This window comes from Streptomyces scopuliridis, assembly GCF_042790125.1.
In the GTDB taxonomy this organism is placed as follows: domain Bacteria; phylum Actinomycetota; class Actinomycetes; order Streptomycetales; family Streptomycetaceae; genus Streptomyces; species Streptomyces scopuliridis_A.
This window is the reverse complement of the sequence record NZ_JBHTZS010000018.1, coordinates 137,117-160,880: the sequence shown is the minus strand read 5'-3', so window position 1 is coordinate 160,880 and position 23,764 is coordinate 137,117. Positions and strand designations below refer to the sequence as shown.

At 70.5% G+C, this 23,764-nt stretch carries 22 protein-coding genes and 1 pseudogene; 5 read left to right on the top strand and 18 right to left on the bottom strand.

What is annotated here, in order from left to right:
• Positions 1–76: 76 nt before the first annotated feature.
• Positions 77–1,516, bottom strand: a complete 1,440-nt coding sequence (locus ACFRKB_RS25830) for a gamma-aminobutyraldehyde dehydrogenase (RefSeq protein ID WP_383108791.1) — start codon at positions 1,514–1,516, stop codon at positions 77–79.
• Positions 1,517–1,709: 193 nt separating this feature from the next.
• Between ACFRKB_RS25830 and ACFRKB_RS25825 the strand changes: the two genes are divergently transcribed.
• The 4 genes from ACFRKB_RS25825 (at position 1,710) to ACFRKB_RS25810 (ending at position 5,856) form a co-directional block, all read left to right on the top strand.
• Positions 1,710–2,213 (top strand): Lrp/AsnC family transcriptional regulator, encoded by a 504-nt coding sequence (locus tag ACFRKB_RS25825; protein WP_383108790.1) that lies wholly within the window; start codon positions 1,710–1,712, stop codon positions 2,211–2,213.
• Positions 2,198–3,577: an aspartate aminotransferase family protein gene (locus tag ACFRKB_RS25820; RefSeq protein WP_383108788.1), complete on the top strand. Its 1,380-nt coding sequence runs from the start codon at positions 2,198–2,200 to the stop codon at positions 3,575–3,577. Before ACFRKB_RS25825 ends, ACFRKB_RS25820 begins: the two co-directional genes overlap by 16 nt.
• Positions 3,578–3,790: 213 nt before the next feature.
• Positions 3,791–4,519, top strand: coding sequence for an ABC transporter ATP-binding protein (locus ACFRKB_RS25815; protein WP_383108787.1), 729 nt, complete (start codon positions 3,791–3,793; stop codon positions 4,517–4,519).
• Complete coding sequence (locus ACFRKB_RS25810) at positions 4,501–5,856, top strand: hypothetical protein (protein ID WP_383108786.1); 1,356 nt, start codon at positions 4,501–4,503, stop codon at positions 5,854–5,856. Before ACFRKB_RS25815 ends, ACFRKB_RS25810 begins: the two co-directional genes overlap by 19 nt.
• A 208-nt stretch (positions 5,857–6,064) precedes the next feature.
• Here ACFRKB_RS25810 and ACFRKB_RS25805 read toward each other — a convergent pair whose 3' ends face one another.
• The 9 genes from ACFRKB_RS25805 to rpsB form a co-directional block, all read right to left on the bottom strand.
• Positions 6,065–7,144: an ABC transporter ATP-binding protein gene (locus tag ACFRKB_RS25805; RefSeq protein ID WP_383108785.1), complete on the bottom strand. Its 1,080-nt coding sequence runs from the start codon at positions 7,142–7,144 to the stop codon at positions 6,065–6,067.
• Positions 7,144–8,757, bottom strand: a complete 1,614-nt coding sequence (locus ACFRKB_RS25800) for an ABC transporter permease (protein ID WP_383108783.1) — start codon at positions 8,755–8,757, stop codon at positions 7,144–7,146. Before ACFRKB_RS25800 ends, ACFRKB_RS25805 begins: the two co-directional genes overlap by 1 nt.
• A 77-nt stretch (positions 8,758–8,834) precedes the next feature.
• Positions 8,835–9,953, bottom strand: a complete 1,119-nt coding sequence (locus tag ACFRKB_RS25795; protein WP_383108782.1) for a thiamine ABC transporter substrate-binding protein — start codon at positions 9,951–9,953, stop codon at positions 8,835–8,837.
• Positions 9,954–10,209: 256 nt separating this feature from the next.
• Complete coding sequence (gene rlmN, locus ACFRKB_RS25790; protein ID WP_383108781.1) at positions 10,210–11,322, bottom strand: dual-specificity RNA methyltransferase RlmN; 1,113 nt, start codon at positions 11,320–11,322, stop codon at positions 10,210–10,212.
• A gap of 165 nt (positions 11,323–11,487) precedes the next feature.
• A complete protein-coding gene (locus ACFRKB_RS25785) occupies positions 11,488–12,558 on the bottom strand; it encodes a phosphatidate cytidylyltransferase (protein WP_383108780.1) in 1,071 nt (356 codons plus the stop codon).
• Positions 12,558–13,115: a ribosome recycling factor gene (gene frr / locus ACFRKB_RS25780; RefSeq protein ID WP_030351725.1), complete on the bottom strand. Its 558-nt coding sequence runs from the start codon at positions 13,113–13,115 to the stop codon at positions 12,558–12,560. The genes ACFRKB_RS25785 and frr overlap by 1 nt, the downstream gene beginning before the upstream one ends.
• Before the next feature lie 127 nt (positions 13,116–13,242).
• On the bottom strand, positions 13,243–14,022 hold the full coding sequence (gene pyrH / locus ACFRKB_RS25775) for a UMP kinase (protein ID WP_365976750.1): 780 nt from the start codon (positions 14,020–14,022) through the stop codon (positions 13,243–13,245).
• A gap of 156 nt (positions 14,023–14,178) precedes the next feature.
• On the bottom strand, positions 14,179–15,015 hold the full coding sequence (gene tsf / locus ACFRKB_RS25770) for a translation elongation factor Ts (RefSeq protein ID WP_365976751.1): 837 nt from the start codon (positions 15,013–15,015) through the stop codon (positions 14,179–14,181).
• A 93-nt stretch (positions 15,016–15,108) separates the two neighbouring features.
• Positions 15,109–16,014 carry a 30S ribosomal protein S2 gene (gene rpsB, locus ACFRKB_RS25765; RefSeq protein WP_383108778.1) on the bottom strand — a complete coding sequence of 302 codons (906 nt, stop codon included), beginning with the start codon at positions 16,012–16,014 and terminating at the stop codon, positions 15,109–15,111.
• Positions 16,015–16,256: 242 nt separating this feature from the next.
• Here rpsB and ACFRKB_RS25760 point away from each other — a divergent pair.
• Positions 16,257–16,796, top strand: a pseudogene (locus ACFRKB_RS25760) (peptidoglycan DD-metalloendopeptidase family protein); the annotation flags it as partial.
• 207 nt (positions 16,797–17,003) lie between these two features.
• Here ACFRKB_RS25760 and ACFRKB_RS25755 read toward each other — a convergent pair.
• From ACFRKB_RS25755 to lepB, 8 genes are all read right to left on the bottom strand, one after another.
• A complete protein-coding gene (locus tag ACFRKB_RS25755) occupies positions 17,004–17,543 on the bottom strand; it encodes a TetR/AcrR family transcriptional regulator (RefSeq protein WP_078490686.1) in 540 nt (179 codons plus the stop codon).
• A gap of 80 nt (positions 17,544–17,623) precedes the next feature.
• Complete coding sequence (gene whiG / locus ACFRKB_RS25750) at positions 17,624–18,460, bottom strand: RNA polymerase sigma factor WhiG (RefSeq protein WP_383108777.1); 837 nt, start codon at positions 18,458–18,460, stop codon at positions 17,624–17,626.
• 245 nt (positions 18,461–18,705) lie between these two features.
• Positions 18,706–19,848: a DNA-processing protein DprA gene (gene dprA / locus ACFRKB_RS25745; RefSeq protein ID WP_383108776.1), complete on the bottom strand. Its 1,143-nt coding sequence runs from the start codon at positions 19,846–19,848 to the stop codon at positions 18,706–18,708.
• Positions 19,845–21,470, bottom strand: a complete 1,626-nt coding sequence (locus ACFRKB_RS25740) for a YifB family Mg chelatase-like AAA ATPase (RefSeq protein ID WP_383108774.1) — start codon at positions 21,468–21,470, stop codon at positions 19,845–19,847. Before ACFRKB_RS25740 ends, dprA begins: the two co-directional genes overlap by 4 nt.
• Positions 21,470–21,847 carry a YraN family protein gene (locus ACFRKB_RS25735; protein ID WP_383108773.1) on the bottom strand — a complete coding sequence of 126 codons (378 nt, stop codon included), beginning with the start codon at positions 21,845–21,847 and terminating at the stop codon, positions 21,470–21,472. Before ACFRKB_RS25735 ends, ACFRKB_RS25740 begins: the two co-directional genes overlap by 1 nt.
• A gap of 184 nt (positions 21,848–22,031) precedes the next feature.
• On the bottom strand, positions 22,032–22,340 hold the full coding sequence (locus ACFRKB_RS25730) for a DUF2469 domain-containing protein (RefSeq protein ID WP_014675276.1): 309 nt from the start codon (positions 22,338–22,340) through the stop codon (positions 22,032–22,034).
• Between the two features lie 54 nt (positions 22,341–22,394).
• Positions 22,395–22,871, bottom strand: a complete 477-nt coding sequence (locus tag ACFRKB_RS25725) for an NUDIX hydrolase (RefSeq protein WP_030351734.1) — start codon at positions 22,869–22,871, stop codon at positions 22,395–22,397.
• Positions 22,872–22,986: 115 nt separating this feature from the next.
• A complete protein-coding gene (lepB, locus tag ACFRKB_RS25720) occupies positions 22,987–23,757 on the bottom strand; it encodes a signal peptidase I (protein ID WP_383108772.1) in 771 nt (256 codons plus the stop codon).
• Between the last annotated feature and the right edge of the window lie 7 nt (positions 23,758–23,764).

The window sequence follows — 23,764 nt, the reverse complement described above, 5'->3', positions numbered from 1 at the left end:
GGTGGACAAGAAGTCCACCGCCCGCCCCTTTCACGGGGATGACGCTTCGGTCCGGGACAGCGCCCCGGAGGCCGTATCAGCCGTCGAGCGACGTCATCACGTGCTTGATACGCGTGTAGTCGTCGAAGCCGTACGCCGAGAGGTCCTTGCCGTAGCCGGACTTCTTGAAGCCGCCGTGCGGCATCTCCGCGACCAGCGGAATGTGGGTGTTGATCCACACGCAGCCGAAGTCCAGCGACTTCGACATCCGCATCGCCCGCCCGTGGTCCTTGGTCCACACCGAGGAGGCGAGCGCGTACTCGACGCCGTTGGCGTACTCCAGGGCCTGTGCCTCGTCCGTGAAGGACTGGACGGTGATGACCGGGCCGAAGACCTCGTTCTGGATGATCTCGTCGTCCTGCTTGAGGCCGGAGACGACGGTCGGGGCGTAGAAGTACCCCTTGTCGCCGACCCGGTGGCCGCCCGCCTCGACCTTGGCGTGGGCCGGCAGCCGCTCGATGAAGCCGGAGACCTGCTTCAGCTGGTTGGCGTTGTTGAGCGGACCGTAGAGCACGTCCTCGTCGTCCGCCGCGCCGGTCTTCGTGTCGGCGGCCGCCTTCGCGAGCGCCGTCACGAACTCGTCGTGGATCGACTCGTGGACGAGGACGCGGGTGGCGGCCGTACAGTCCTGCCCGGCGTTGAAGTACCCCGCCACCGCGATGTCCTCGACGGCCTTGGCGATGTCGACGTCCTCGAAGACGACGACCGGCGCCTTGCCGCCCAGCTCCAGATGGACGCGCTTGACGTCCTTGGCCGCCGACTCGGCGACCTGCATGCCGGCCCGTACGGAACCGGTGATCGAGGCCATCGCCGGGATCGCGTGCTCGACCATCGCCCGGCCGGTGTCGCGGTCGCCGCAGATGACGTTGAAGACGCCCTTGGGGACGATCGCCCCGATGATCTCGGCCATCAGCGCGGTCGAGGCCGGGGTGGTGTCCGACGGCTTGAGCACCACGGTGTTGCCCGCGGCGAGGGCCGGCGCGAACTTCCACACGGCCATCATCATCGGGTAGTTCCACGGCGCGACCTGCGCGCAGACGCCGACCGGCTCGCGGCGGACGATGGAGGTGAGCCCCTCCATGTACTCCCCGGCCGAGCGGCCTTCGAGCATCCGGGCGGCGCCCGCGAAGAAGCGGATCTGGTCCACCATCGGCGGGAGCTCTTCGGTACGGGTCAGCTCCAGCGGCTTGCCGGTGTTCTCGGACTCGGCGGCGATCAGATCCTCCGCCCGCTCCTCGAAGGCGTCCGCGATCTTGAGCAGTACCTTCTGGCGTTCGGCCGGGGTGGTGTCGCGCCAGCCCGGGAAGGCCGCCGCGGCTGCCTCCATGGCGGCGTCGACGTCGGCCTGCCCCGAGAGCGGCGAGGTGGCGTACGCCTCGCCGGTGGCCGGGTTGACCACCTCGATGGTCCGCCCGTCCGCGGCGTCCCGGAACTCTCCGTTGATGTAGTTACGCAGCCGGCGCAGCTCGGTGGTCACTGCCACCCCTCCTGTCGGAAGTTACGTATCGGAATGTCCGATGGGTGAGACACCCACCCTAATCGGTCGGCCGACGCTTTCAACAGGCCGGACCCCCCACAACTTCGGATTCGGTGAGATTCGATCGCTTCAACAACGAATTTCATCGATACAGGGTTGCGGGACAGACGAGTCGCAGTGCACAGTGAAGCGCGTGGCCAGTCGTAGCGCAGACTCCAGGACAGACTCCAGGACCGGGAACGGATCATCACCGTCCATCGATGCCGTGTCCCTCGCGATCATCGAACAGCTCCAGGAGGACGGGCGGCGCCCGTACGCCGCGATCGGCAAGGCCGTCGGCCTCTCCGAGGCGGCCGTGCGCCAGCGCGTCCAGAAGCTGCTCGACCAGGGCGTGATGCAGATCGTCGCCGTCACCGACCCGCTCACCGTGGGTTTCCGGCGCCAGGCGATGGTCGGCATCAATGTCGAAGGCGATCTGGATCCGGTCGCGGACGCGCTGTCGGCCATGGATGAGTGCGAGTACGTGGTGATGACCGCGGGCTCGTTCGACCTGATGGTGGAGATCGTCTGCGAGGACGACGACCACCTGCTGAATGTGATCAACAAGCGGATCCGCGCGCTCCCCGGCGTGCGCTCCACCGAGAGCTTCGTCTACCTCAAGCTGAAGAAGCAGACCTACATGTGGGGAACCCGATAGCCGTGAGCAAGGACCTCTCCAAGACCGCGTACGACCACCTGTGGATGCACTTCACCCGCATGTCGTCGTACGAGAACGCACCCGTGCCCACCATCGTGCGTGGTGAGGGCACCTACATCTACGACGACCAGGGCAAGCGCTACCTGGACGGCCTGTCGGGACTGTTCGTGGTGAACGCCGGGCACGGCCGCCACGAGCTGGCCGAGACCGCGTACAAGCAGGCGCAGGACCTGGCCTTCTTCCCGGTCTGGTCGTACGCGCACCCCAAGGCCGTCGAGCTGGCCGAGCGGCTCGCCCACTACGCGCCGGGCGACCTCAACAAGGTCTTCTTCACCACGGGCGGCGGTGAGGCGGTCGAGACCGCCTGGAAGCTCGCCAAGCAGTACTTCAAGCTGACCGGCAAGCCGACCAAGCACAAGGTCATCTCGCGCGCCGTCGCCTACCACGGCACCCCGCAGGGAGCCCTGTCCATCACCGGTCTGCCGGCCCTGAAGGCGCCGTTCGAGCCGCTGGTCCCGGGCGCGCACAAGGTCCCGAACACCAATATCTACCGCGCCCCGCTGCACGGCGACGACCCCGAGGCCTTCGGCCGCTGGGCCGCCGACCAGATCGAGCAGCAGATCCTCTTCGAGGGCCCGGAGACGGTCGCGGCGGTCTTCCTGGAGCCGGTGCAGAACGCGGGCGGCTGCTTCCCGCCGCCGCCCGGCTACTTCCAGCGGGTCCGCGAGATCTGCGACCAGTACGACGTCCTGCTCGTCTCCGACGAGGTCATCTGCGCCTTCGGCCGGCTCGGCACGATGTTCGCGTGCGACAAGTTCGACTACGTACCGGACATGATCACCTGCGCCAAGGGCATGACCTCGGGCTACTCCCCGATCGGCGCGTGCATCGTCTCCGACCGGCTCGCCGAGCCGTTCTACCGGGGTGACAACACCTTCCTGCACGGCTACACCTTCGGCGGCCACCCGGTCTCGGCGGCGGTCGGCCTCGCCAACCTCGACATCTTCGAGCGCGAGGGCCTCAACCAGCACGTGCTGAACAACGAGTCCGCCTTCTTCGACACGCTGAGCAAGCTGCACGACCTGCCGATCGTCGGGGACGTGCGCGGCAACGGCTTCTTCTACGGCATCGAGCTGGTGAAGGACAAGGCGACGAAGGAGACGTTCACGAGCGAGGAGACCGAGCGCGTCCTGTACGGCTTCCTCTCCAAGAAGCTGTACGAGAACGGTCTGTACTGCCGGGCCGACGACCGCGGCGACCCGGTCGTGCAGCTGGCGCCGCCGCTGATCTCCGACCAGTCGACGTTCAACGAGATCGAGGGAATCCTGCGGTCCGTGCTCACGGAGGCGTGGAGCGAGCTCTGACGGTGACGGTGTCCTCCGGCCGGTTCCGTACCGACCGTACGGAACCCACCCCGCATGACGGCCCGGGTGCCGCCTTTCGAGTGAGAAGGGCGGCACCCGGGCCGTGTGCTGTCCGCACTCCCGGCTCCGAATCCCTACCGTGCCCAGTGACCGATCGTCGCCGCCTTCGTTCCCCCGGACGGGGGAGGTAAATCCGAACCGAGGTGTACGCCAATGGTGGCCCCACCGGACAACGACGTGCTCTGGGCGCGTTCTCTGAACTACTCCCACAACGGCTCCCCCGCACTCGACAGCGTCTCGCTCGGGGTGCGCGAGGGTGAGATCCTCGCCGTGAACGGCCCGCGCGGCAGCGGCAAAACGACTCTGCTGCGGTGTCTGTCGGGCCAGCTGGTGCCGCAGGAGGGCGAGGTCTGGTTCGACAGCTCGCCGGTCCACACCATGAGCGCACCGCTCCGCGAACAGCTGCGCCGCGACCGCTTCAGCTGGATCGGCCCCGAGCCGTCCCTCGTCCCCGAGCTCAACGCCTGGGAGAACGCGGCCCTGCCGCTGCTGATGAACGGCTCGTCCCATCGCGCCGCCAAGACGGCGGCGATGGAGTGGCTGGAGCGCCTCGACATCAGCGGCTGCGCCCGGAAGCGTCCGTACGCCCTGTACCAGGCCGAGCGGCAGCGCGTCGCCGTCGCCCGCGCGCTGGTCACCACGCCCGCGGTGCTCTTCGCCGACGAGCCGGCGGCGGCGCTGCATCTCACGGACGGGGCGCAGGTGCTGCGCACGCTGACCAGCGCGGCCCGCTCGCACCGGATCACCGTCGTCCTGGCCACCCTGGACGAGGAGCTCACGGCGCTCGCCGACCGTACGGTCTCACTGGTGGACGGACGCCGGGTCAACTCGCTCCGGCCGTTCGAGGCGGAAGGCCGGGCGGCGTGCTCGCTCTCCGTCTAGGCCTCGGCACGCACCCCCTGGTCCTGCTGCGCCGGCTGCTGGTCGCCGCCGCCTCCGCCGGGGTCGGTTTCCTTCTGTTGTGCACGCTGGGCTGGGCGCTGGGCCATCCGGCCGGGGCCCAGGCGCGGCTGCTCTGGTGTCTGATCCCGCTGGCCGCGACGGTGCAGTTCGCGGTCGCCACGGCCCGTACCGATCAGAGCACCCTGCCACGCTCCGGGCTGTCGGCGGTGGGCCTCGGCCCGGCCAGGCTCGCCGCGCTGGCCGCCTCGTCGACCGCCGTGTCCTGCACGCTGGGCAGCGCGCTGGCGCTGCTGTTCTTCCTGCACCTGCGGGGCGATCTGACCGGCATGCCGTTCGACGGAGAGGCCGCGAAACTGCTCGCCGCGGGCCGGCCGCTGCCGCTGGGCGCGGTACTGACGCTGCTGGCGGCGGTGCCGGTGCTGGCGACGGCGGCGACCTGGCTGGCGCTGCGGACGCGCACCGCGGCGGACCTCAGGCCCGTTCCCGTCAGGGCGTCGGCCCGGCCCGCCTACGCGATGGCGGCGACCGCGGATCCGGCCACGGACGCGGTGACGGACAGGGCGTCGGACTCGACTCCGGACATGGCCGCGGACACGGCCTCGGGAGCGGCCTCGGGAACGATCGATCCCGAGGATTCGGCGAAGGCCACGGACACGGCCGTCCGCGAGGCCAGGGCCCTGACACCCGTGCACGTCCCCGACCCGGCATCGGCGCCGTCCGGTCTGCCGTGGGGTGTCGCGTTCACGGCGGCGGGGCTCGCGGTCGAGACGTACGCGAGCCGGGGCCGGGGCGGCAACCCGCTGCCGATGCCGAGCCACTTCGACGGCGGCTCGGCCGGAGTGCTCGCGGGCTGGGCGCTGACGGCGGTCGGGCTGGCGCTGGCCGGGCCGGGCATCACTCATCTCTGCGGCTGGCTGCTCCAGGCCGTGCGCCCCGGCGTGGTCCGGCTGCTCGCGGGCCGCACGCTGATGGCCGAGGCACGCCGTATCGGCCGCCCGCTGGGTGTGCTGTGCGCGGTGGTCTCGGGCGCGTTCGCGGCGGCGTCCCTGTACGGGCCCGGTGACGAACGGCCCTTCGGCCCGCTCACCGGCCTCGGCGCCACGCTGGTCATCGGCTGCGCGGTGGCCACGGTCCTGACGGCGGCCCTGGAGGCCAGACAGGTCCGTATCTCCACCACCGAGTCGATGTACCGGCTCGGCGCCCCCGCCACGCTGCTGCGCACGGCGGCGGCGGTACGGACGGCCACGGTCCTCCTGGTGTTCGCGCCGCTGACCTGGGCGGTGGCGGCCCTGGCGGCGGTCCCGCTGAACCGCTGACCGACGCTCCCCTGCGCCGCGGTGGAGTGGAACGTTCCCAATCATGTGTGGAACGTTCCCACTCGGGGTCCGGCGAACGCAGTAGCCTTCGGATGAACAATCCCGGGCGGCCCCCCGCCCGGGGGGGGGCCCGGGCCGGTTCCGCGTTCCAGGACCGGGAGCACGGCCGGTTCCGCGTTTCCAGGACCGGGAGCACGGGCTGACCCGGCTACGTCATCGCCGCCGCCCGCACCCCCTGAGCGGCGCTCCGCCCCTCCCCCGGCAGCACCACCACCTCCTCGGCGGCGAAGGCGACGCCCACCTCCGCGCCCTCCTCGGGCGCCTCGCGCAGCCCGCACTCGGCCTCGATGTCCGGCGCGCCCGCGGGTCCGTCGGGTCGTAGCAGTACGGAGACCCGGCTGCCCGTGAACGTACGCGCCCCGACCGTGCAGCGCAGTCCTTCACCGGGGGCCACGAGACGTACGCCGGCGGGCCGTACCAGCACCGTCCGCTCGCCCTGGGCAGATCCGTCGGGGAGCGGGATCCTTCCCCAGACCGTGTCGGCGAGCGCGCCGGTCACCGTCGCGTCCACGACATTGTCGAAGCCGAGGAACCGCGCGACGAAGGCGGAGGCCGGGCGCTGCCAGACCTCCAGCGGGGTGCCGGTCTGGGCGATGCGGCCGTCGCGCATCACCACCACCCGGTCGGCGAGCGCGAAGGCCTCGCCCTGGTCATGGGTGACGGCGAGCACGGTCGTACCCAACCGCCCGAACAGACCGCGCAGTTCGACGACGAGCCGTTCGCGCAGGCTCCGGTCCAGCTGGCCGAGCGGTTCGTCCAGCATCAGCAGCCGCGGTCGCGGCGCGAGCGCCCGTGCCAGCGCGACCCGCTGCTGTTCGCCGCCGGACAGCTCGGCGACGGACCGGCGGCCGGCCCCCGGCAGTCCGACGAGGTCGAGCAACTCCTCGACGCGACGGGCCTGTTCGTCCCGGCCGACGCCGCGCATCCGCAGGCCGAAGGCGACATTGCCGCGCACGTCACGCTGCGGGAAGAGCTGGTGGTCCTGGAACATCAGGCCGACGCCGCGCCGGTGCGCCGGTACCCCCGACTGGTCGGAACCGTCGAGCGCCATCCGTCCGCCGGCCGGCTCCTGGAGCCCGGCGACCACCCGCAGCAGCGTCGACTTACCGCTGCCGCTCGGCCCCAGCACACAGACGATCTCGTGCTCGGCGATCTCCAGATCCACCGCGTCGAGCGCGGTGCGGGCGCCGAACCGTACGGTCACGTCCGACAGGGTCAGCAAGGCCATCAGAACTCTCCCGAGCGGTCGGTACGGATACGTTCCAGCGCCAGCAGCGACACCGCGCACACCACCATCAGGACCGTGGAAAGGGCCATCGCCTGCCCGTAGTTCAGCTCGCCGGGCCGCCCCAGCAGCCGCGCCACGGCCACCGGCAGCGTCGGCCGGTCCGGGCGCGCGATGAAGACCGTCGCGCCGAACTCGCCGAGCGAGACGGCGAACGCGAACCCGGCGGCGACCAGCGACGCCCGCCGTACCAGCGGCAGATCCACCTCCCGCCAGGCCCGCAGCGGCGACGCCCCGAGGACGGCCGCCGCCTCGCGCAGCCGTCCGTCCACCGCCCGCAGCACCGGCAGCATCGTCCGTACGACGAAGGGGACCCCCACCAGCGCCTGGGCGAGCGGCACCAGGATCCAGGAGGCACGCAGATCCAGCGGCGGCTTGTCCAGCGTGATCAGGAAACCGAACCCGACGGTCACGGCCGAGACGCCGAGCGGCAGCATCAGCAGCGCGTCGAAGCCCCGTACGAGGCGGCCCGCGCGCCGGGTGAGCGCGGCGGCGGCCAGTCCGCCCACCACCAGCGCGATGACGGTCGCGACGAGCGCGTACCGCAGGGAGTTCCAGACCGCTTCGAGCGGTGGTACGAGGAAGGTACCGCCGCTGGACTCCACTGATCCGAGGGCCTGGTAGAAGTCGAATCCGTATCCGCCGGGTCCGCCCAGGGAGCGTTCGACGAGCACCCCCAACGGCACCAGGATCAGCAGCAGTACGGTGCCGAGCACCGCGCCGAGGAGCGCCCACTGCCCGGCGCCGCGCGGCCGGCGGGCGGTCAGCGCGGGGTCGACCAGCCGGAGCGCGGTCTCCCGCTTCCGTACGGTCCACGCGTGCACCGCCAGGATCGCGCCGACCGCCGCGAACTGCGTCAGCGTGAGCACGGCGGCGGTGGGCAGATCCAGGAGCTGCGCGGTCTGCCGGTAGATCTCCACCTCCAGGGTGGAGAAGCCGGGGCCGCCCAGGATCTGGACGACCCCGAAGGAGGTGAAGGTGAAGAGGAAGACCATCAGCGCGGCGGCCGCGACGGCGGGGCCGAGGGCCGGCAGGGTCACCCGCCACCAGGCCGCGAGCCGTCCCGCGCCGAGCACCCGCGCGGCCTCCTCCTGGCGCGGGTCGAGCTGCGACCACAGGCCGCCCACCGTTCTGACGACCACCGCGTAGTTGAAGAAGACATGAGCGAGGAGGATCGCCCAGACGGAGGTGTCGAGCCGTACGCCCCACAGGCCGTCGAGGAGTCCACCACGCCCGAGCAGCGCCAGGAAGGCGGTGCCGACGACAACGGTCGGCAGCACGAACGGGACGGTGACGACCGCGCGCAGCAGCTGTTTGCCGGGGAAGTCGAAGCGCGCGAAGACATACGCGCCCGGGAGCGCGAGCAGCAGGGTGAGCGCGGTGGAGGCGAACGCCTGCCAGGTGGTGAACCACAGAACGCCGAGGATGTCCGGGCGGGTCAGCACGTCCCCGACCCGGCCGAGCTGCCAGCCGCCGTCCGCCTTCAGTCCCCGGCCGACGATCGCGGCCACCGGGTAGGCGAAGAAGACGGCGAAGAAGGCGACGGGCAGGGCCATGAGGGCGAGCCGGACGGCGTTCCCACGCCCTCCGGACCGGCCCCGCCCGGCCTGCCCGTCCCCCGGCGTCCTGGGTGTTACTTCACGACGAGTGAGGACCACGACTGGATCCACTGCTCACGGTGGGCGGCGATCGTACCGGGCGCCACGGTCTCGGGCGTGTCGACGGTCGCGCCGAACTTCGTGAACAGCTCCGGCAGCGCGACGTCCTTGACCACGGGGTTGACGAACATGTTGAGCGGCATGTCCGCCTGGAACTTCTCGCTGATCAGGAAGTCCAGCAGCGCCTTGCCGCCCGCCTCGTTCTTCGCGCCGTTCAGCAGACCGGCGAACTCGGTCTGCCGGAAGCAGGTGCCGGTGGAGACCCCGGTCGGCGCTTCCTTCGGCCGCGGCTCGGCGTACAGCACCTCGACGGGCGGGCTGGAGGCGTACGAGACGACGAGCGGCCGGTCGGCCTTGGCCTTCTTGCCGCCCGCGGAGCCGGAGAAGGAGTCGTTGTACGCCTGCTCCCAGCTGTCCACGACCTGTACGCCGTTGTCCTTCAGCTTCTTCCAGTAGTCCTGCCAGCCGTCGTCGCCGTACCGCGCGACCGTGCCGAGCAGGAAGCCGAGGCCGGGTGAGGAGGTCGCGGCGTTCTCGGTGACGAGCAGGTTCTTGTACTGGGGCTTGATCAGATCGTCGAAGGACCGCGGCGGCGTCAGCTTCTTGTCCGCGAAGTACTTCTTGTCATAGTTGACGCAGATATCGCCGGTGTCGACCGGGGTGACGCGGTTCTTGTCCTTGTCGAGCCGTGTGCTCTCCTCGACGCGGTCCAGGCCCTTCGCCTCGTACGGCGTGAACAGGCCGTTGTCGAGGGCGCGGGAGAGCAGGGTGTTGTCGACGCCGAAGAAGACGTCGCCCTGGGGCGAACCCTTCGTCAGGATCTCCTTGTTCAGGGCCTCACCGGCGTCGCCGCTCTTCAGCACCTTGACTGTGTAGCCGGTCTCCTTGGTGAACTCCTTGAGCACGGCGGGCGAGGCGTTGAAAGAGTCATGGCTGACCAGGGTGACGGTCTTCGACCCCGAGCCGCCGCCTTCTCCGTCTCCGGACGACGCGGAACCGCCGGACCCGCCGCAGGCGGCGAGCGCCGAGACACCGAGCGCGGCGGCGAGCGCCGCGGCGGCCGCTCTCTTCGTACTGATACGGGTACTGCTCACTGACTTTCCTCCTGGGATGTCCAGGAGAAGACGCGGCCCTGCCCGGAGTCCGTACCGACCGGACTCCGGGCAGGGCGCTACAGCTTGAGTGGTGTCCGAACTTCCTACCCAGAATGACCTGGGCAAGGTTCAGAGGGTCTGCGACCGCTGTCCGCTCCCACGGACACATGCCGCACTCTCAGCGCTGTGGCGCTCCCCTGTCGGAAAATATGCAATGCGTTCAGGCCAAGGTTACCCCGTGGCGACCGAGCCGCTCCTACCGCTCCGAGGCGGCCAACTGCCCGCACGCTCCGTCGATCTCCTGGCCCCTGGTGTCCCGTACGGTCACCGGCACCCCATGGGCCGCGATCGCCTCGACGAACGCCTTCTCGTCCTCGGGGCGCGACGCCGTCCACTTCGAGCCGGGCGTCGGGTTGAGCGGGATCAGATTGACGTGCACCCGCTTGCCCTTGAGCAGCCGGCCCAGCCGGTCGCCGCGCCACGCCTGGTCGTTGATGTCACGGATCAGCGCGTACTCGATGGAGACCCGGCGGCCCGACTTCTCCGCGTACTCCCAGGCGGCGTCCAGTACTTCCCGTACCTTCCACCGCGTGTTGACCGGGACGAGGGTGTCGCGCAGCTCGTCGTCCGGCGCGTGCAGGGAGACCGCGAGCCGGCACTTGAAACCCTCGTCGGCGAAGCGCAGCATCGCGGGCACCAGACCGACCGTCGAGACGGTGATCCCGCGCTGTGAGAGGCCCACACCGTCCGGCTCGGGGTCGGTCAGCCGGCGGATCGCCCCGACCACCCGGTTGTAGTTGGCGAGCGGCTCGCCCATGCCCATGAAGACGATGTTGGACAGCCGCGAGGGGCCGCCGGGGACCTCGCCGTCACGCAGCGCCCGCATCCCGTCGACGATCTGGTGCACGATCTCGGCGGTGGAGAGGTTACGGTCCAGCCCCGCCTGGCCGGTGGCGCAGAACGGGCAGTTCATCCCGCAGCCCGCCTGCGAGGAGATGCACATGGTGACCCGGTCCGGATAGCGCATCAGCACCGACTCGACGAGGGTGCCGTCATGCAGCCGCCAGAGCGTCTTACGGGTGGTGTCGTCGTCGCACGAGATGTGCCGTACCACCGACATCAGCTCGGGCAGCAGTTCCGTGGCGAGCTTCTGGCGCGCGGCGGCCGGGATGTCGGTCCACTGCTCGGGGTCGTGCGCGTACCGCGCGAAGTAGTGCTGCGAGAGCTGCTGGGCGCGGAACGGCTTCTCACCGATCGCGGCGACGGCCTCACGGCGCTCGGCGGGGGTGAGGTCGGCGAGATGCCGCGGGGGCTTCTTGGCTCCGCGGGGCGCGACGAAAGTGAGTTCTCCGGGTGTCGGCGGGGCCATGAAAAACCAAATCTCCTCGGTGCGGCGAGGCCGGGCGCCCCCGCCGCGGCGGGGAGTACGGCAGGACTGTGCCGGTGCCGGGAGACCTCACGGGAACGGCTTCACAGCCGCGGGGCTCAAAAGGGCCCGCCACCCGTGAGTGGCGAGCCCTTTCAGGGTAACGGGTCAGCCCGAGCCGACGAAGAGCACCAGCAGCAGCCAGACCACCGGCGCCGTGGGCAGCAGGGAGTCCAGCCGGTCCATGATCCCGCCGTGGCCCGGCAGCAGGGTGCCCATGTCCTTGATGCCGAGATCCCGCTTGATCATGGACTCGCCGAGATCACCGAGGGTGGCACTGGCCGCGACCGCGAGCCCCAGCAGCAGTCCCTGCCACCAGACCCCGTTGTCGATCATGAACTCCATGCAGAGCGCACCGGCGACCATCGCGAAGACGACGGCTCCGGCCAGCCCCTCCCAGGTCTTGCCGGGGCTGATACGGGGCGCCAGCTTGTGCGTACCGAAGCGCCAGCCGACCGCGTACGCGCCCGTGTCGCTGACAACCGTCAGCACCAGGAACATCAGCACCCGCCAGGGACCGTCGTGCGCGGTGAGCATCATCGCGACGAAAGTGGCCAGGAACGGTACGTAGAACGCGGCGAAAACCCCCGCCGTCACATCCCTGAGATAGCCCTCGGGCGGTTCCGTCATCCGCCAGATCAGCACCGCGAGCGCGGTGAGGGCCATCGCGACCCAGGCGCCCTCCGCGCCCCGCGCGTATCCGGCGATGACCATCGCGGCGCCGCCGACGGCCAGCGGGACGAGCGGCGCCTTGATGCCCTTCTTCTCATCGAGCCGTGAGGTCAGCTCCCACAGCCCGATCACCACCGCGATCGCTATGACACCGATGAAGACGGCCTTGACGATGAAGAGCGAGGCCGCGACCACCGCGCCGAGTCCGAGACCGACCCCTATGGCCGCACGCAGATCACGTCCGGCCCGCTTCTTCGGCGGGGGTGGCGGAGGGGCTGCCATGGGCTCCTGCGGAGTCTCGTCACGGAACAGGGGGCCGCCCGGCCGAGCGGCCCCCCGGCCGTCGTTCTGGTCCCCGCTGTCGGGGGGTCCGTCGGGCACGATGGGCATGGGCCGAGTCTGCTGTGCGGGATGCTCATCGTATGCGGGACCCGCCGGGACAGCCCCCGGGTCGGTCGGTCCCCAGTATCCGGCTGTCGACGAGGCTCCCCGGGAAGAGTCGTTCATCAGACCTCTAGCAGCTCGGCTTCCTTGTGCTTGAGCAGCTCGTCCACCTGCGCGACATACTTCGCGGTGGTGTCGTCGAGCTCCTTCTCGGCGCGGCGGCCCTCGTCCTCGCCGACCTCGCCGTCCTTGATCAGCTTGTCGATGGTCTCCTTGGCCTTGCGGCGGACCGCGCGGATCGAGATCTTCGAGTCCTCGGCCTTGGTCTTGGCGACCTTGATGAACTCCTTGCGGCGGTCCTGCGTCAGCTCGGGGAACACCACCCGGATGATGTTGCCGTCGTTGCTCGGATTGACGCCGAGGTCGGAGTCGCGGATCGCCTGCTCGATATTGCGCAGCGCGCTCTTGTCGAACGGGGTCACCACGGCCATCCGCGCCTCGGGCACGGCGAACGAGGCGAGCTGGTTGATCGGGGTCAGGGCACCGTAGTAGTCCGCCACGATCTTGTTGAACATCGCCGGGTGCGCCCGCCCTGTGCGGATCGCGGCGAAGTCGTCTTTCGCGACCAGGACGGCCTTCTCCATCTTCTCCTCGGCCTCGAGGAGGGTCTCTTCGATCACCACTTGCTCCTGCGTGTCTTGAGTGGGCCCGGCGTGCGAATCGGCCGGCGGATCCTGCGTCGCGTCTTCTCCTGCACGGTGTCCGACCGGCAGGGCTTTGTCCATCCCCGTGCGGGGCAGCCCCGGATCAGCTCCGGGTGCCCTGGTCGCTCACGAGCGTGCCGATCTTCTCACCCTTGACCGCACGCGCGATATTGCCTTCCTTCAGCAATTCGAAGACGAGGATCGGCAATTTGTTGTCCTGGCACAGCGTGATGGCGGTCATGTCGGCGACGCGCAGATCACCGGCGATCACCTCGCCGTACTCCAGGGCGTCGAACTTGACCGCGGCGGGGTTGGTCTTGGGGTCGGAGTCGTACACCCCGTCGACCCCGTTCTTCCCCATCAACAATGCCTCGGCGTCGATCTCCAGCGCACGCTGGGCTGCCGTGGTGTCGGTGGAGAAGTACGGCATGCCCATACCGGCGCCGAAGATCACGACGCGGCCCTTCTCCAGGTGGCGCACGGCGCGGAGGGGGATGTACGGCTCCGCGACCTGGCCCATGGTGATGGCGGTCTGGACCCGGGAGTCGATGCCCTCCTTCTCCAGGAAGTCCTGGAGGGCGAGGCAGTTCATGACCGTGCCGAGCATGCCCATGTAGTCGGAGCGCGCCCGGTCCATGCCGCGCTGCTGGAGTTCGGCGCCCCGGAAGAAGTTGCCCCCGCCGATGACGACCGCGATCTGGGCGCCGTCCCGGACGACGGCGGCGATCTCGCGGGCGATGGCGTGGACGACATCGGGGTCGACGCCGAGCGCTCCCCGGCCGGCGAACGCCTCACCGGACAGCTTCAGCATGAAGCGGCCGTGGCCGTGGTTCCTGCCGTCGTCGCTCTTCTTGCCGTCGTCGCTTGTGTCGGCCTGTTCCATGGAGATCTCCTCGTGCGCATACGAAGAAGGCCATTGCCGGGGTCCTTGCGGTTCCCTGTGCGGCAATGGCCTCCTCGTCAGATCTGCGGCCGCCCGACAGGTACCCGGACGACTGCGTCAGACCCTATCGGGGTCTTCGGTTGATCGCGTACAGACTCAGACGCCGACCTTGATGCGCACGAAGCGCGTCAGGGCGACGCCGGCCTCGTCCAGGACCTTCTGGACGGACTTCTTGTTGTCCTTGGCGAACGCCTGCTCCGTGACGACGACCTCCTTGAAGAAGCCGTTGACACGACCCTCGACGATCTTCGGCAGGGCGGCCTCGGGCTTGCCCTCCTCGCGCGAGGTGGCCTCGGCCACGCGGCGCTCGTTCTCGACCGTCTCGGCCGGGACCTCGTCGCGGCTGAGGTACTTCGGGGCGAAGGCGGCGATGTGCTGCGCGACGTCCTTGGCAACCTCGGCATTCTCCTTGTCCAGCTGGACGAGGACGCCGACCTGCGGCGGGAGGTCGGGCATGGTGCGGTGCATGTAGGCGGCCACGTAACCGCCGGTGAACTGCGCGAAGCGGTCCAGGACGATCTTCTCGCCGAGGTTGGCGTTCGCCTCGTCGACATACGCCTGGACGGTCTTGCCGGCCTCGATCTCGGAGGCGAGCAGCGCCGGGAGGTCGGCCGGGGACGTCGCGGCGACGTGCGCGGCGAGCGTGTTGGCGACGGTCTGGAACTTGTCACCCTTGGCGACGAAGTCCGTCTCGCACTTCAGCTCCAGCAGAACGCCGGACGTCTTGTCCTCGGAGATGAGGGAGACGACGGCGCCGTTCTCGGCCGAACGGCCCTCGCGCTTGGCGACGCCCTTCTGGCCCTTGACGCGGAGCAGCTCGACGGCCTTGTCGACGTTGCCGTCGGCCTCGTCGAGCGCCTTCTTGCAGTCCATCATGCCGGCGCCGGTGAGCTCACGGAGCTTCTTGACGTCAGCGGCGGTGTAGTTCGCCATGATCTGTAATTCTCTCTCGAAGGTCTGAAGGATCTACGGGTGAACGGCGGGGGCCGGTGGGCCCCCGCCGTCAACTACCGAACCTGGGAAAGGTCAGGCCTGCTCGGTGTCCGCGGCCGGAGCCTCGGCCTGCTCCGCGTCGGCGACCTTCTCCGTCTCGGCGGAGGTCTGGACGTCGCCCTCGGCCTTGGCCTCGGCCGGCTTCTCGGCGTCGTCCTTCTTCTCGCCCTCGAGCAGGTCGCGCTCCCACTCGGCGAGCGGCTCGCCGGCGGCCTTCTCGCCCGGCTTCGAGTCACCGGTGGCGACGCCGGAACGGGCGATGAGGCCCTCGGCGACGGCGTCGGCGATCACGCGGGTGAGCAGGGTGACGGAGCGGATCGCGTCGTCGTTGCCCGGGATCTTGTAGTCGACCTCGTCGGGGTCGCAGTTGGTGTCGAGGATCGCGACGACCGGGATGTGGAGCTTGCGCGCCTCACCGACGGCGATGTGCTCCTTCTTGGTGTCGACGATCCAGACGGCGCTGGGCACCTTCTGCATCTCGCGGATACCACCGAGGGTCTTCTCCAGCTTGGCCTTCTCGCGGGAGAGGACCAGCAGCTCCTTCTTGGTGAGACCGGAGGCGGCCACGTCCTCGAAGTCGATCTGCTCAAGCTCCTTCAGACGCTGAAGGCGCTTGTAGACGGTGGAGAAGTTGGTGAGCATGCCGCCCAGCCAGCGCTGGTTGACGTAGGGCATGCCGACGCGCGTCGCCTGCTCGGCGATGGCCTCCTGGGCCTGCTTCTTCGTACCGACGAACATGATGGAGCCGCCGTGCGCGACGGTCTCCTTGACGAACTCGTAGGCGCGGTCGATGTACGACAGCGACTGGAGCAGGTCGATGATGTAGATGCCGTTGCGCTCGGTGAAGATGAAGCGCTTCATCTTCGGGTTCCAGCGACGGGTCTGGTGACCGAAGTGGACGCCGCTTTCCAGCAGCTCCCGCATCGTGACGACGGCCATGGCCGTACTCCTTGAGATACTCGGTTGTCGCGTCCGCCGGACGGCAGTCGCGCCTGACGCCCCGGTGCGCTGTGCCACGGAAGTCCGAGACCGAGAAGCGCTGACATCGGCGCGAAGGGGCCGATGGCGGGGCGTGCGAAGTCGACCCGGTGACCCGGATCGCCACAAGAAGTGTACGGGACCTTCGCACCCCTGGGTGACGGCGCTGTCCACAACCGGTCGGTACTCCACAGATCCCGTTCATGATCAGCGCGATGGGGTTCTCGTGCGCGACCGTGGACCACATGACCACTCTCCGTAGCCGCTTCGGCACGCTCGACCCATTTCCCGCGCTCCTCGCACTCTTCGCCGTCGTTCTCCTCGCCGTCGTTCCGGCACCGATCGGGTTCGGGGCGGCGCCGCTCGGGTTCGGGGCACCGGAGGCGGTGGCCGCGGAAGCGCCCGGGGGCGGCTTCCGGACCGACCGGGCCTGGCCGGTGGGCTCTCGCCCCGCGGTGCTGCGGGGCTGGGAGCCACCCGCTTCGGCGTACGGTCCAGGTCATCGCGGGGTGGATCTGGCCGCGGCGGCCGGGGAGCCGGTACGGGCGGCGGCCGCCGGCCGGGTCTCCTTCGCGGGACAGGTGGCGGGGCGCGGGGTGCTCTCGATCACGCTGTCCGGTACGGGCGATCCGCCGCTGCGGATCACCTACGAACCGGTGTCACCGCTCGTCGCCGAAGGGGACGACGTGACGGCGGGCCAGCGGGTCGCCACACTGACAGGCACGAGAACAGGCACGACGTCCCACTGCGCGGGCGGCTGTCTGCACTGGGGTCTGCTGCGGGGCGCGGTCTATCTCAACCCGCTGTCCCTGCTGCCCCGCGAGCTGCTGCGCCGGGGCCCTTCACGGCTCCTGCCGGTCTTCGGCGTTCCCGAGCCGGAGCCCGGCGGGGTCGAGCAGGGCGCTTCGTGGGTGGCGGCGGCGCGTTCCCCGGCGTACGCGCTCCGGCGCTCAGCCCCGTACGCCGCGCAGTGCCATGGAGACGGCCGCCTCGGCGATCTCCGGGGGCGCCTCGGCCGCGCCGAGTTCGATGCGTCTGACCGCCGCGTCCACCACGCCCTGGAGCAGCATGGCGGCGAGCCGGGGCTGTTCGTGGCCCAGTTCGCCAAGAGCCTCCACGATCATGGCGATCAGACCGCCGTGCGCGGCCCGGATCTTCTCCCGGGCGCCCGCGTCCAGCTCGCTCGCGGAGATGGCGACGACCGCGCGGTGCCGCCGGTCCCCGACCAGCGCGAGCTGACGGCGCACATACGCCTCGATCTTGGCCTCGGGCGTCTCCGCCCCGGCCATGGCCGCCTCGACCTCGGCCGCCCAGACCGGGAAGTCGACGGCGCACAGTTCCTCGACGACGGCGGCGCGCGAGCGGAAGTACTCATAGACGGAGGACCTGGCGAGGCCGGTGCGCTCGGCGAGTGCGGGGAAGGTCAGCGCGTCCGTACCGCCTTCGGACAGAAGGGAGCGCGCGGCGTCCAGCAGGGCGCCTCGCTGCATGGTCCGGTGCTCGGCCACGGAGGCCGCTCGAATCCTGGGCACGCCTCCACTCTACGGATGAGGGGGGCGGCGACACAGCGTCAGCGTCCGACGTCGGCCAGCTTCGCCCGTAGTTGCAGCACGGACTTTGTGTGGATCTGGCTGACCCGGCTCTCGGTCACCCCGAGGACATGGCCGATCTCGGCGAGTGTGAGGCCCTCGTAGTAGTAGAGCGTGACGACGGTCTTCTCCCGGTCGGGGAGGGTGTTGATGGCCCGTGCGAGCAACCGTCTCAGCTCACGGTCCTCGGCGACCTCCACCGGATCGTCGGCGGCGGTGTCCTCCAGGGTGTCCATGAGGCTGAGCCGGTCGCCGCCCTCGCCGCCGACATGCAGCAGCTCCTCCAGCGCCACGACGTTCGCCAGGGACAACTGGCTGAAAACCGCGTGCAGTTCCTCCAGCGCGATCCCCATCTCGGCGGCGACCTCGGACTCCGTGGGGGTACGCCGCAGCTGGGCCTCCAGCGTGGCGTAGGCGCGCTCGACGGCTCTGGCCTTCTGCCGTACGGAGCGCGGGATCCAGTCCAGGGCGCGGAGCTCGTCGATCATGGCGCCGCGGATACGGGTGATCGCGTAGGTCTCGAACTTGATGGAGCGCTCGATGTCGAACTTCTCGATCGCGTCGATCAGACCGAAGACCCCGGAGGAGACGAAGTCGGCCTGCTCGACATTGGACGGCAGCCCCACACTCACCCGGCCCGCCACGTACTTCACCAGCGGCGAGTAGTGCAGGATCAACTGCTCCCGCAGCCGCTCGTCGCCCGTGGTCTTGTACGACCGCCACAACTCGTCGAGCGACGCGGGCGCGGGGGGCCGCACGCCGCTCCGGGCGGCAGGGGGCGCCGCCGCGCGGTCAGACCCGGAGGTGTGCTGGGGCATGCGTTGCCTTGAGCCGTTCTGCTGTGACGAGCGGGGGGACATCTGTCGGGGTGGCCGGAATGCAGGTGAGCGTAGCGTGACTGAAGCGTCGCGCTGAGCGAGGAACGGGCGCCCGCACCCGCCTCGATGGACGCCGCCGGCCACACCCTCGATCCGGGGCCGACGCCGCCCGCGCCGGCCCCCGGAGTGTCACCGATCGTGAGCCAGGGGTCATCCTCATCACCTTTTCACCCGAATGCCCCAGGTCAAGTACCGCCTCGCCGCGCGACGGCCAACTGCCAGCCGTCGCCATGCCGTTCGACAAACCCCAACGAGTGCAGTTCGTACAATCTGCCCAGCGCCTCGTCCGTGGTCGTGCCCGCGCCGCGCGCGATCTCCGGCCCCCGCGAGGCACCCCGGGCGGGCAGCGCCTCCAGAACCCGTGCGCTGACCGGGTCCAGCAGATCCCTGGGGAGTACGGGGCCGCGCCGGAGCGGTGCCAGTTCGCCCATGTCGCCCACCAGCTCGACCACTTCCGCGGCGTCCGTGACCAGCACTCCCTCACCTCGCAGCAGTTCGTGCACACCCGCCGAGAGGCCGCTGGTGGCGGGGCCGGGCACGCCCATCGTGAAGCGGCCGAGACGTTGCGCGGCGCGCGCGGTGACCAGCGATCCGCTGCGGTACTCCGCCTCCACCACGACGGTCCCCCTGGTGAGCGCGGCGATCACGCGGTTACGGAGCACGAACCTGCTACGGGTGGGATGGTCGCCCGGCGGTAATTCACCGATGACCAGCCCTTGTTCGGCGATGCGTCCGATCAACTCCGTATGACCGCGCGGATAGACCACATCGACTCCGCAGGCGAGGACGGCCACGGTGGCGCCGTCGGCCGCCAGCGCGCCGCGGTGGGCCGCGCCGTCGACACCGAACGCCGCACCGGAGGTCACCACCCAGCCGCGCTCGGCCAGACCCGAGCCCAGACTCGCCGCCATATGTGCCCCGTACGGAGTACACGCCCTGGCGCCGACCACGGCGACGGAGCGCAGTGACCAGAGCCGGAGATCCGCGGCGCCCCGTACCCACAGCCCGATGGGCGCGGCCTCCTTCAGATCGTCGAGCTGGCTGGGCCACTCCCGGTCGCCGGGGCAGAGGAACCGGCCGCCGAGCGCGCTCACCGCCGCCAGATCGCGCTCGGGGTCGGCCGCCGCCGCCCGTATCCGATAGCCGCCGAGCCGCCGTTCACCGACCTCGGTGAACGGCTCCGGTCCCGCGCCCCGCGAGGTGAGCAGCTCCAGCAGCCCCGCCGCCCCGAACCTGCGCAGCCACCGTCCGCCGTACTCGTCGCCCGGTTCCAGAATCCGCGTGAGCGCGGCGCGCGCCAGCCGCTCCCCCGGGCCGGCGGAGGTCATGACGCCGCTCCGGCCACCGCCGCGCCCCGGGCGACGCCGGTACGCAGCTCCAGCGCCAGGGCCACATCGCGCGATTCGGGCCGGGCGCGCCCGGCGAGGTCCGCGACCGTCCACGCCACCCGCAGCACCCGGTCCAGGCCGCGCGCGGTGAGCAGGCCGCGTTCCAGATCGCGTTCGGCCGCCGCGAGCGCTCCGGGGGCGACGGGCCAGCGCGTACGCAGCTCATGGCCGGGCACCTCGCTGTTGACCGTCCACGGCGTGCCGTCCAGCCGGGCCGCCGACCGCTGCCGGGCGCCTCGTACCCGCGCGGCCACCGCTGCCGTGGACTCGCCCCTGCCGCCCTGGCCCAGCAGATCCGCGCGGTGGACCGGCTGCACGCCGACCCGGAGATCGACCCGGTCGAGCAGCGGCCCGGACAGCCGGGCCTGGTAGCGGCGGATCGCCGAGGGCGGACAGTCGCACGCCGCCCCCACCAGGGTGTGCCGCCCGCATGGACAGGGATTCGCCGCCAGGATCATCAAGAACCTCGCGGGCAGCCGTACCACCCCGGCGCTGCGGGCCACCACCACATGGCCGGACTCCAGCGGCTGCCGCAGAGCGTCCAGCGCCCGGCCCGAGAACTCCGGCGCCTCGTCGAGGAAGAGCACGCCCCGGTGGGCCAGCGACACCGCGCCGGGCCGGGGAAGCCCGTTGCCCCCGCCGACCAGGGACTGCATCGTCGCCGAGTGGTGGGGTGCGCAGTACGGCGGCATGTGGACGAGCGGCTCGCCGGGCGGCAGTATGCCCGCCACCGAGTGCACGGCGGTGACCTCCAGGGATTCCTGTCTGGTCAGCGGCGGCAGGACACCGGGCAGCCGCTCCGCCAGCATCGTCTTGCCGGCCCCCGGCGGTCCGTGGAGCAGCAGGTGGTGCCCGCCCGCGGCGGCCACCTCCAGCGCCGTACGGGCCGCTTCCTGACCGGCCACATCCGCGAGATCCGGCCGGTGTCCTTCGCCCGCCCCGGCGCCCGTGGCCAGACCGGTGCCCACCCCGGCGCCGGGCACCATCAGCCCCGCGAGCATCGCGTCGGGACGTCCTCGCGCGGTCTCCGGCGCCTCCTCGGGCACCGGTTCGTCGGTCAGAACGGCGATGAGCTGGCGCAGGGTCCGTACCCCGAGGACCGACACCCCCGGCACCAGGGAAGCCTCGCCCGCGGTCTGCTCGGGGACGACGACCTGGCGATATCCCGCCTCGGCCGCCGCGAGCACGGCCGGCAGCACCCCGCGCACCGGTCTGACCCGTCCGTCCAGGCCCAGCTCACCGATCAGCACCAGATCGGCGATGGCCTTGGGATCGACCCGTTCGGCGGCCCCGAGCACCGCCGCCGCCACGGCGAGATCGAACCCGCTGCCGCCCTTCGGGACGGAGGCGGGGCTCAGCCCCACCGTGAGTTTCTTCTGCGGCCACTCGCCCCCGGAGTTCACCACGGCCGCCCGCACCCGGTCGCGGCTCTCCACCAGACTCTTGTCGGGCAGCCCCACCAGGGTGAAGGCGGCCACTCCCGGCTCCAGGTCCGCCTGGACCTCGACCACCACCCCCTCGACACCCACCAGCGCCACCGAGCACGCACGCGCGAACCCCATCAGGCCACCCCCTGGGCGTGCTCGACCACCGGCGCGCCCCGGCCCGGCAGCAGCACCCCGATCAGATCGATACGCACCCCGCCGGGCGGCGGACCGCCGTACCGCTCCAGCCAGCAGTCCGCGAGCCGTCTCAGCCGCTCCGCCTTCACCGGCGTGACCGCGGCCATCGGATGTTCGAACCAGCCGGATCTGCGGGTCTTCACCTCGCAGACGACCAGGACGTCCCGCCCGCCGCCGTCCTTGTCGCGGGCCACGATGTCGATCTCGCCGACCCTGCCGCACCGCCAGTTGCGCGCCAGTACGGTCATCCCCGCGTCGGCCAGCCGCCGCGCCGCCAGATCCTCGCCGTACCGCCCCAGTGCCCCCGTCGCGTTCATTTCGGCACCACCTCCGGTACCGACTCTGACGCGACCGCCCGAAGCTCGTGGATCTTGGTGGACAACCCGGCGGTTGTGGAAAACTCGCTCACTCGTCCGTGGCGCCCCAGCGCCCCGGCCTTAGCGCCCCGGCCTTAGCGCCCCGGCCTCAGCGCCCCTGCCCGATCACGTTCGATCATGTTCTTCAGCCGCCGGGGAGTTCGAGGTCGCTCTTGTTCAGCTCCTCGATATTCACATCCTTGAATGTGAGCACCCGTACCTGCTTGACGAACCTGGCCGGCCTGTACATGTCCCACACCCAGGCATCCGCCATCGTGACCTCGAAAAAAACCTCACCCTGCACCGAGTGCACCTGCATCTCGTAGTCATTGGTGAGATAAAAGCGACGCTCGGTCTCGATCACGTATTTGAACAGACCGACGACATCTCGGTACTCCCGGTAGAGCTTCAGCTCCATCTCGGTCTCGTACTTCTCGAGGTCCTCGGCGCTCATGGCATGTTCCCCTTCAGCCGTACGTCCCCCTATTGTGCTCCGGCACCCGCGCCCCTAGACGCTTTCGGGGGCGAGGTCCACCGGCTCACCTGGAGGACCCTCGTCGAGCAGCGTGCGCAGCAGCTCGGCGAGCCTGGTCGGATACACCGTCTCACGCGCCGCCGACAGTTCGGCGGAGGTCCACCACCTCAGCCCCGCGACACTCCGCAGCTCCAGCTCGGTCAGCCCCTCGGCCGACGTCTCGGTCTGTGTCGTGCGCGCCAGGAAGTACCACTCGTCCTGGTCCCAGCGGCGGCCGTCGAACGGGAACGAGCAGGTCCGGCGCCACAGCACGGGCCCCAGCTCCACCTGTGTGATCCCGGTCTCCTCCGCCAGCTCGCGCAGCGCGGCCTCCTCCCGGGTCTCGTCGCCCTCCAGGCCCCCGCCGGGCGTGAACCACCAGTCGTCGTCCGGGTCACCGGGCTCGTATCCGTGCAGCAGCAGAATCCGGTCCTCCGGATCCAGCAGCACCACCCGCGCCACCTTCCGCAGCGCCCGTCCGCCCGCCTGGTCAGTCCCGGCAGACCCGCCCGGTCCGCCCGGACCGCCGGCCCCACCAGACCCACCAGCCCCACCAGGCCCACCAGGCCCACCAGCCCCAGCGGATTCAGCGGACACCCGCGGACACCCCTTCACCACTCCTGCCGCCACCCCGCGGCTTCGAGAACCGCCGGGCGACCGGCCCGTACGCCGCGCCGCCGAAGATCAGCAGCGCCCCGGCCACCACCGCCACCACGATCAGCCGCACCGGCCCCGGCCCGGACACCCCGCCCGGCAGCGCCGCGAAGCCCGCCGGCCGCTCGATCACCCCGCCCAGCGGCCAGGCCACGGCGTCCACGCGCGCGTCGACCGCCGAGCGCGGCACCGATCCCTGTCCCGCGTCCTCCAGATGGACCCGGGAGTCCAGCGAACCGCTGCGTTCATCACCGAGCAGGAACAGCTTCCCCTCGGGCACGGTCGCGTCGAAGTCGGTCGTGGACGCCCGCCCGCCGGTCATTCCCCGTACATACGGCTCCTCGACCGCCGTGCCATTGACGGTGAGCCGGCCCTCCGCGTCACAGCAGGCGATCGTGTCGCCACCGACCGCGACCACCCGCTTCAGCATCGGCATATTGGCCCAGTCCGCGTCCTTGAAGACCACCACATCGCCCCGGCGTACCTCGTCGCCGGATATCCGCTGCGCCAGCACCCGGTCACCCGCCTTCACGGTCGGGTCCATCGAGTTGGTCGGGACGGTGTACGGCCGGTACTCGACGGCCCCCCAGACGAACCCGCCGAGGAAGAGCACACAGCCGACGGCCACGGCCAGCCCCGACAGCACACTGCCGAGGCGGCCGTGGCCGCCGTTTGAACGTTCCGCCCGTCCTGTTCCGCTCATCCCAGCA

What these genes read in the sequence shown, in the direction of transcription:
- ACFRKB_RS25755 (WP_078490686.1), bottom strand. Translation starts at nt 17,543, where the DNA reads ATGCAGCGAGGCGCCCTGCTGGACGCCGCGCGCTCCCTTCTGTCCGAA.
- ACFRKB_RS25735 (WP_383108773.1), bottom strand. Translation starts at nt 21,847, where the DNA reads ATGAACGCGACGGGGGCACTGGGGCGGTACGGCGAGGATCTGGCGGCG.
- ACFRKB_RS25805 (WP_383108785.1), bottom strand. Translation starts at nt 7,144, where the DNA reads ATGGCCTTGCTGACCCTGTCGGACGTGACCGTACGGTTCGGCGCCCGC.
- ACFRKB_RS25785 (WP_383108780.1), bottom strand. Translation starts at nt 12,558, where the DNA reads ATGAACGACTCTTCCCGGGGAGCCTCGTCGACAGCCGGATACTGGGGA.
- dprA (WP_383108776.1), bottom strand. Translation starts at nt 19,848, where the DNA reads ATGACCTCCGCCGGCCCGGGGGAGCGGCTGGCGCGCGCCGCGCTCACG.
- tsf (WP_365976751.1), bottom strand. Translation starts at nt 15,015, where the DNA reads ATGGCGAACTACACCGCCGCTGACGTCAAGAAGCTCCGTGAGCTCACC.
- pyrH (WP_365976750.1), bottom strand. Translation starts at nt 14,022, where the DNA reads ATGGAACAGGCCGACACAAGCGACGACGGCAAGAAGAGCGACGACGGC.
- rpsB (WP_383108778.1), bottom strand. Translation starts at nt 16,014, where the DNA reads ATGGCCGTCGTCACGATGCGGGAGCTGCTGGAAAGCGGCGTCCACTTC.
- rlmN (WP_383108781.1), bottom strand. Translation starts at nt 11,322, where the DNA reads ATGGCCCCGCCGACACCCGGAGAACTCACTTTCGTCGCGCCCCGCGGA.
- ACFRKB_RS25800 (WP_383108783.1), bottom strand. Translation starts at nt 8,757, where the DNA reads ATGGCCCTGCCCGTCGCCTTCTTCGCCGTCTTCTTCGCCTACCCGGTG.
- lepB (WP_383108772.1), bottom strand. Translation starts at nt 23,757, where the DNA reads ATGAGCGGAACAGGACGGGCGGAACGTTCAAACGGCGGCCACGGCCGC.
- ACFRKB_RS25815 (WP_383108787.1), top strand. Translation starts at nt 3,791, where the DNA reads ATGGTGGCCCCACCGGACAACGACGTGCTCTGGGCGCGTTCTCTGAAC.
- whiG (WP_383108777.1), bottom strand. Translation starts at nt 18,460, where the DNA reads ATGCCCCAGCACACCTCCGGGTCTGACCGCGCGGCGGCGCCCCCTGCC.
- ACFRKB_RS25730 (WP_014675276.1), bottom strand. Translation starts at nt 22,340, where the DNA reads ATGAGCGCCGAGGACCTCGAGAAGTACGAGACCGAGATGGAGCTGAAG.
- ACFRKB_RS25740 (WP_383108774.1), bottom strand. Translation starts at nt 21,470, where the DNA reads ATGGGGTTCGCGCGTGCGTGCTCGGTGGCGCTGGTGGGTGTCGAGGGG.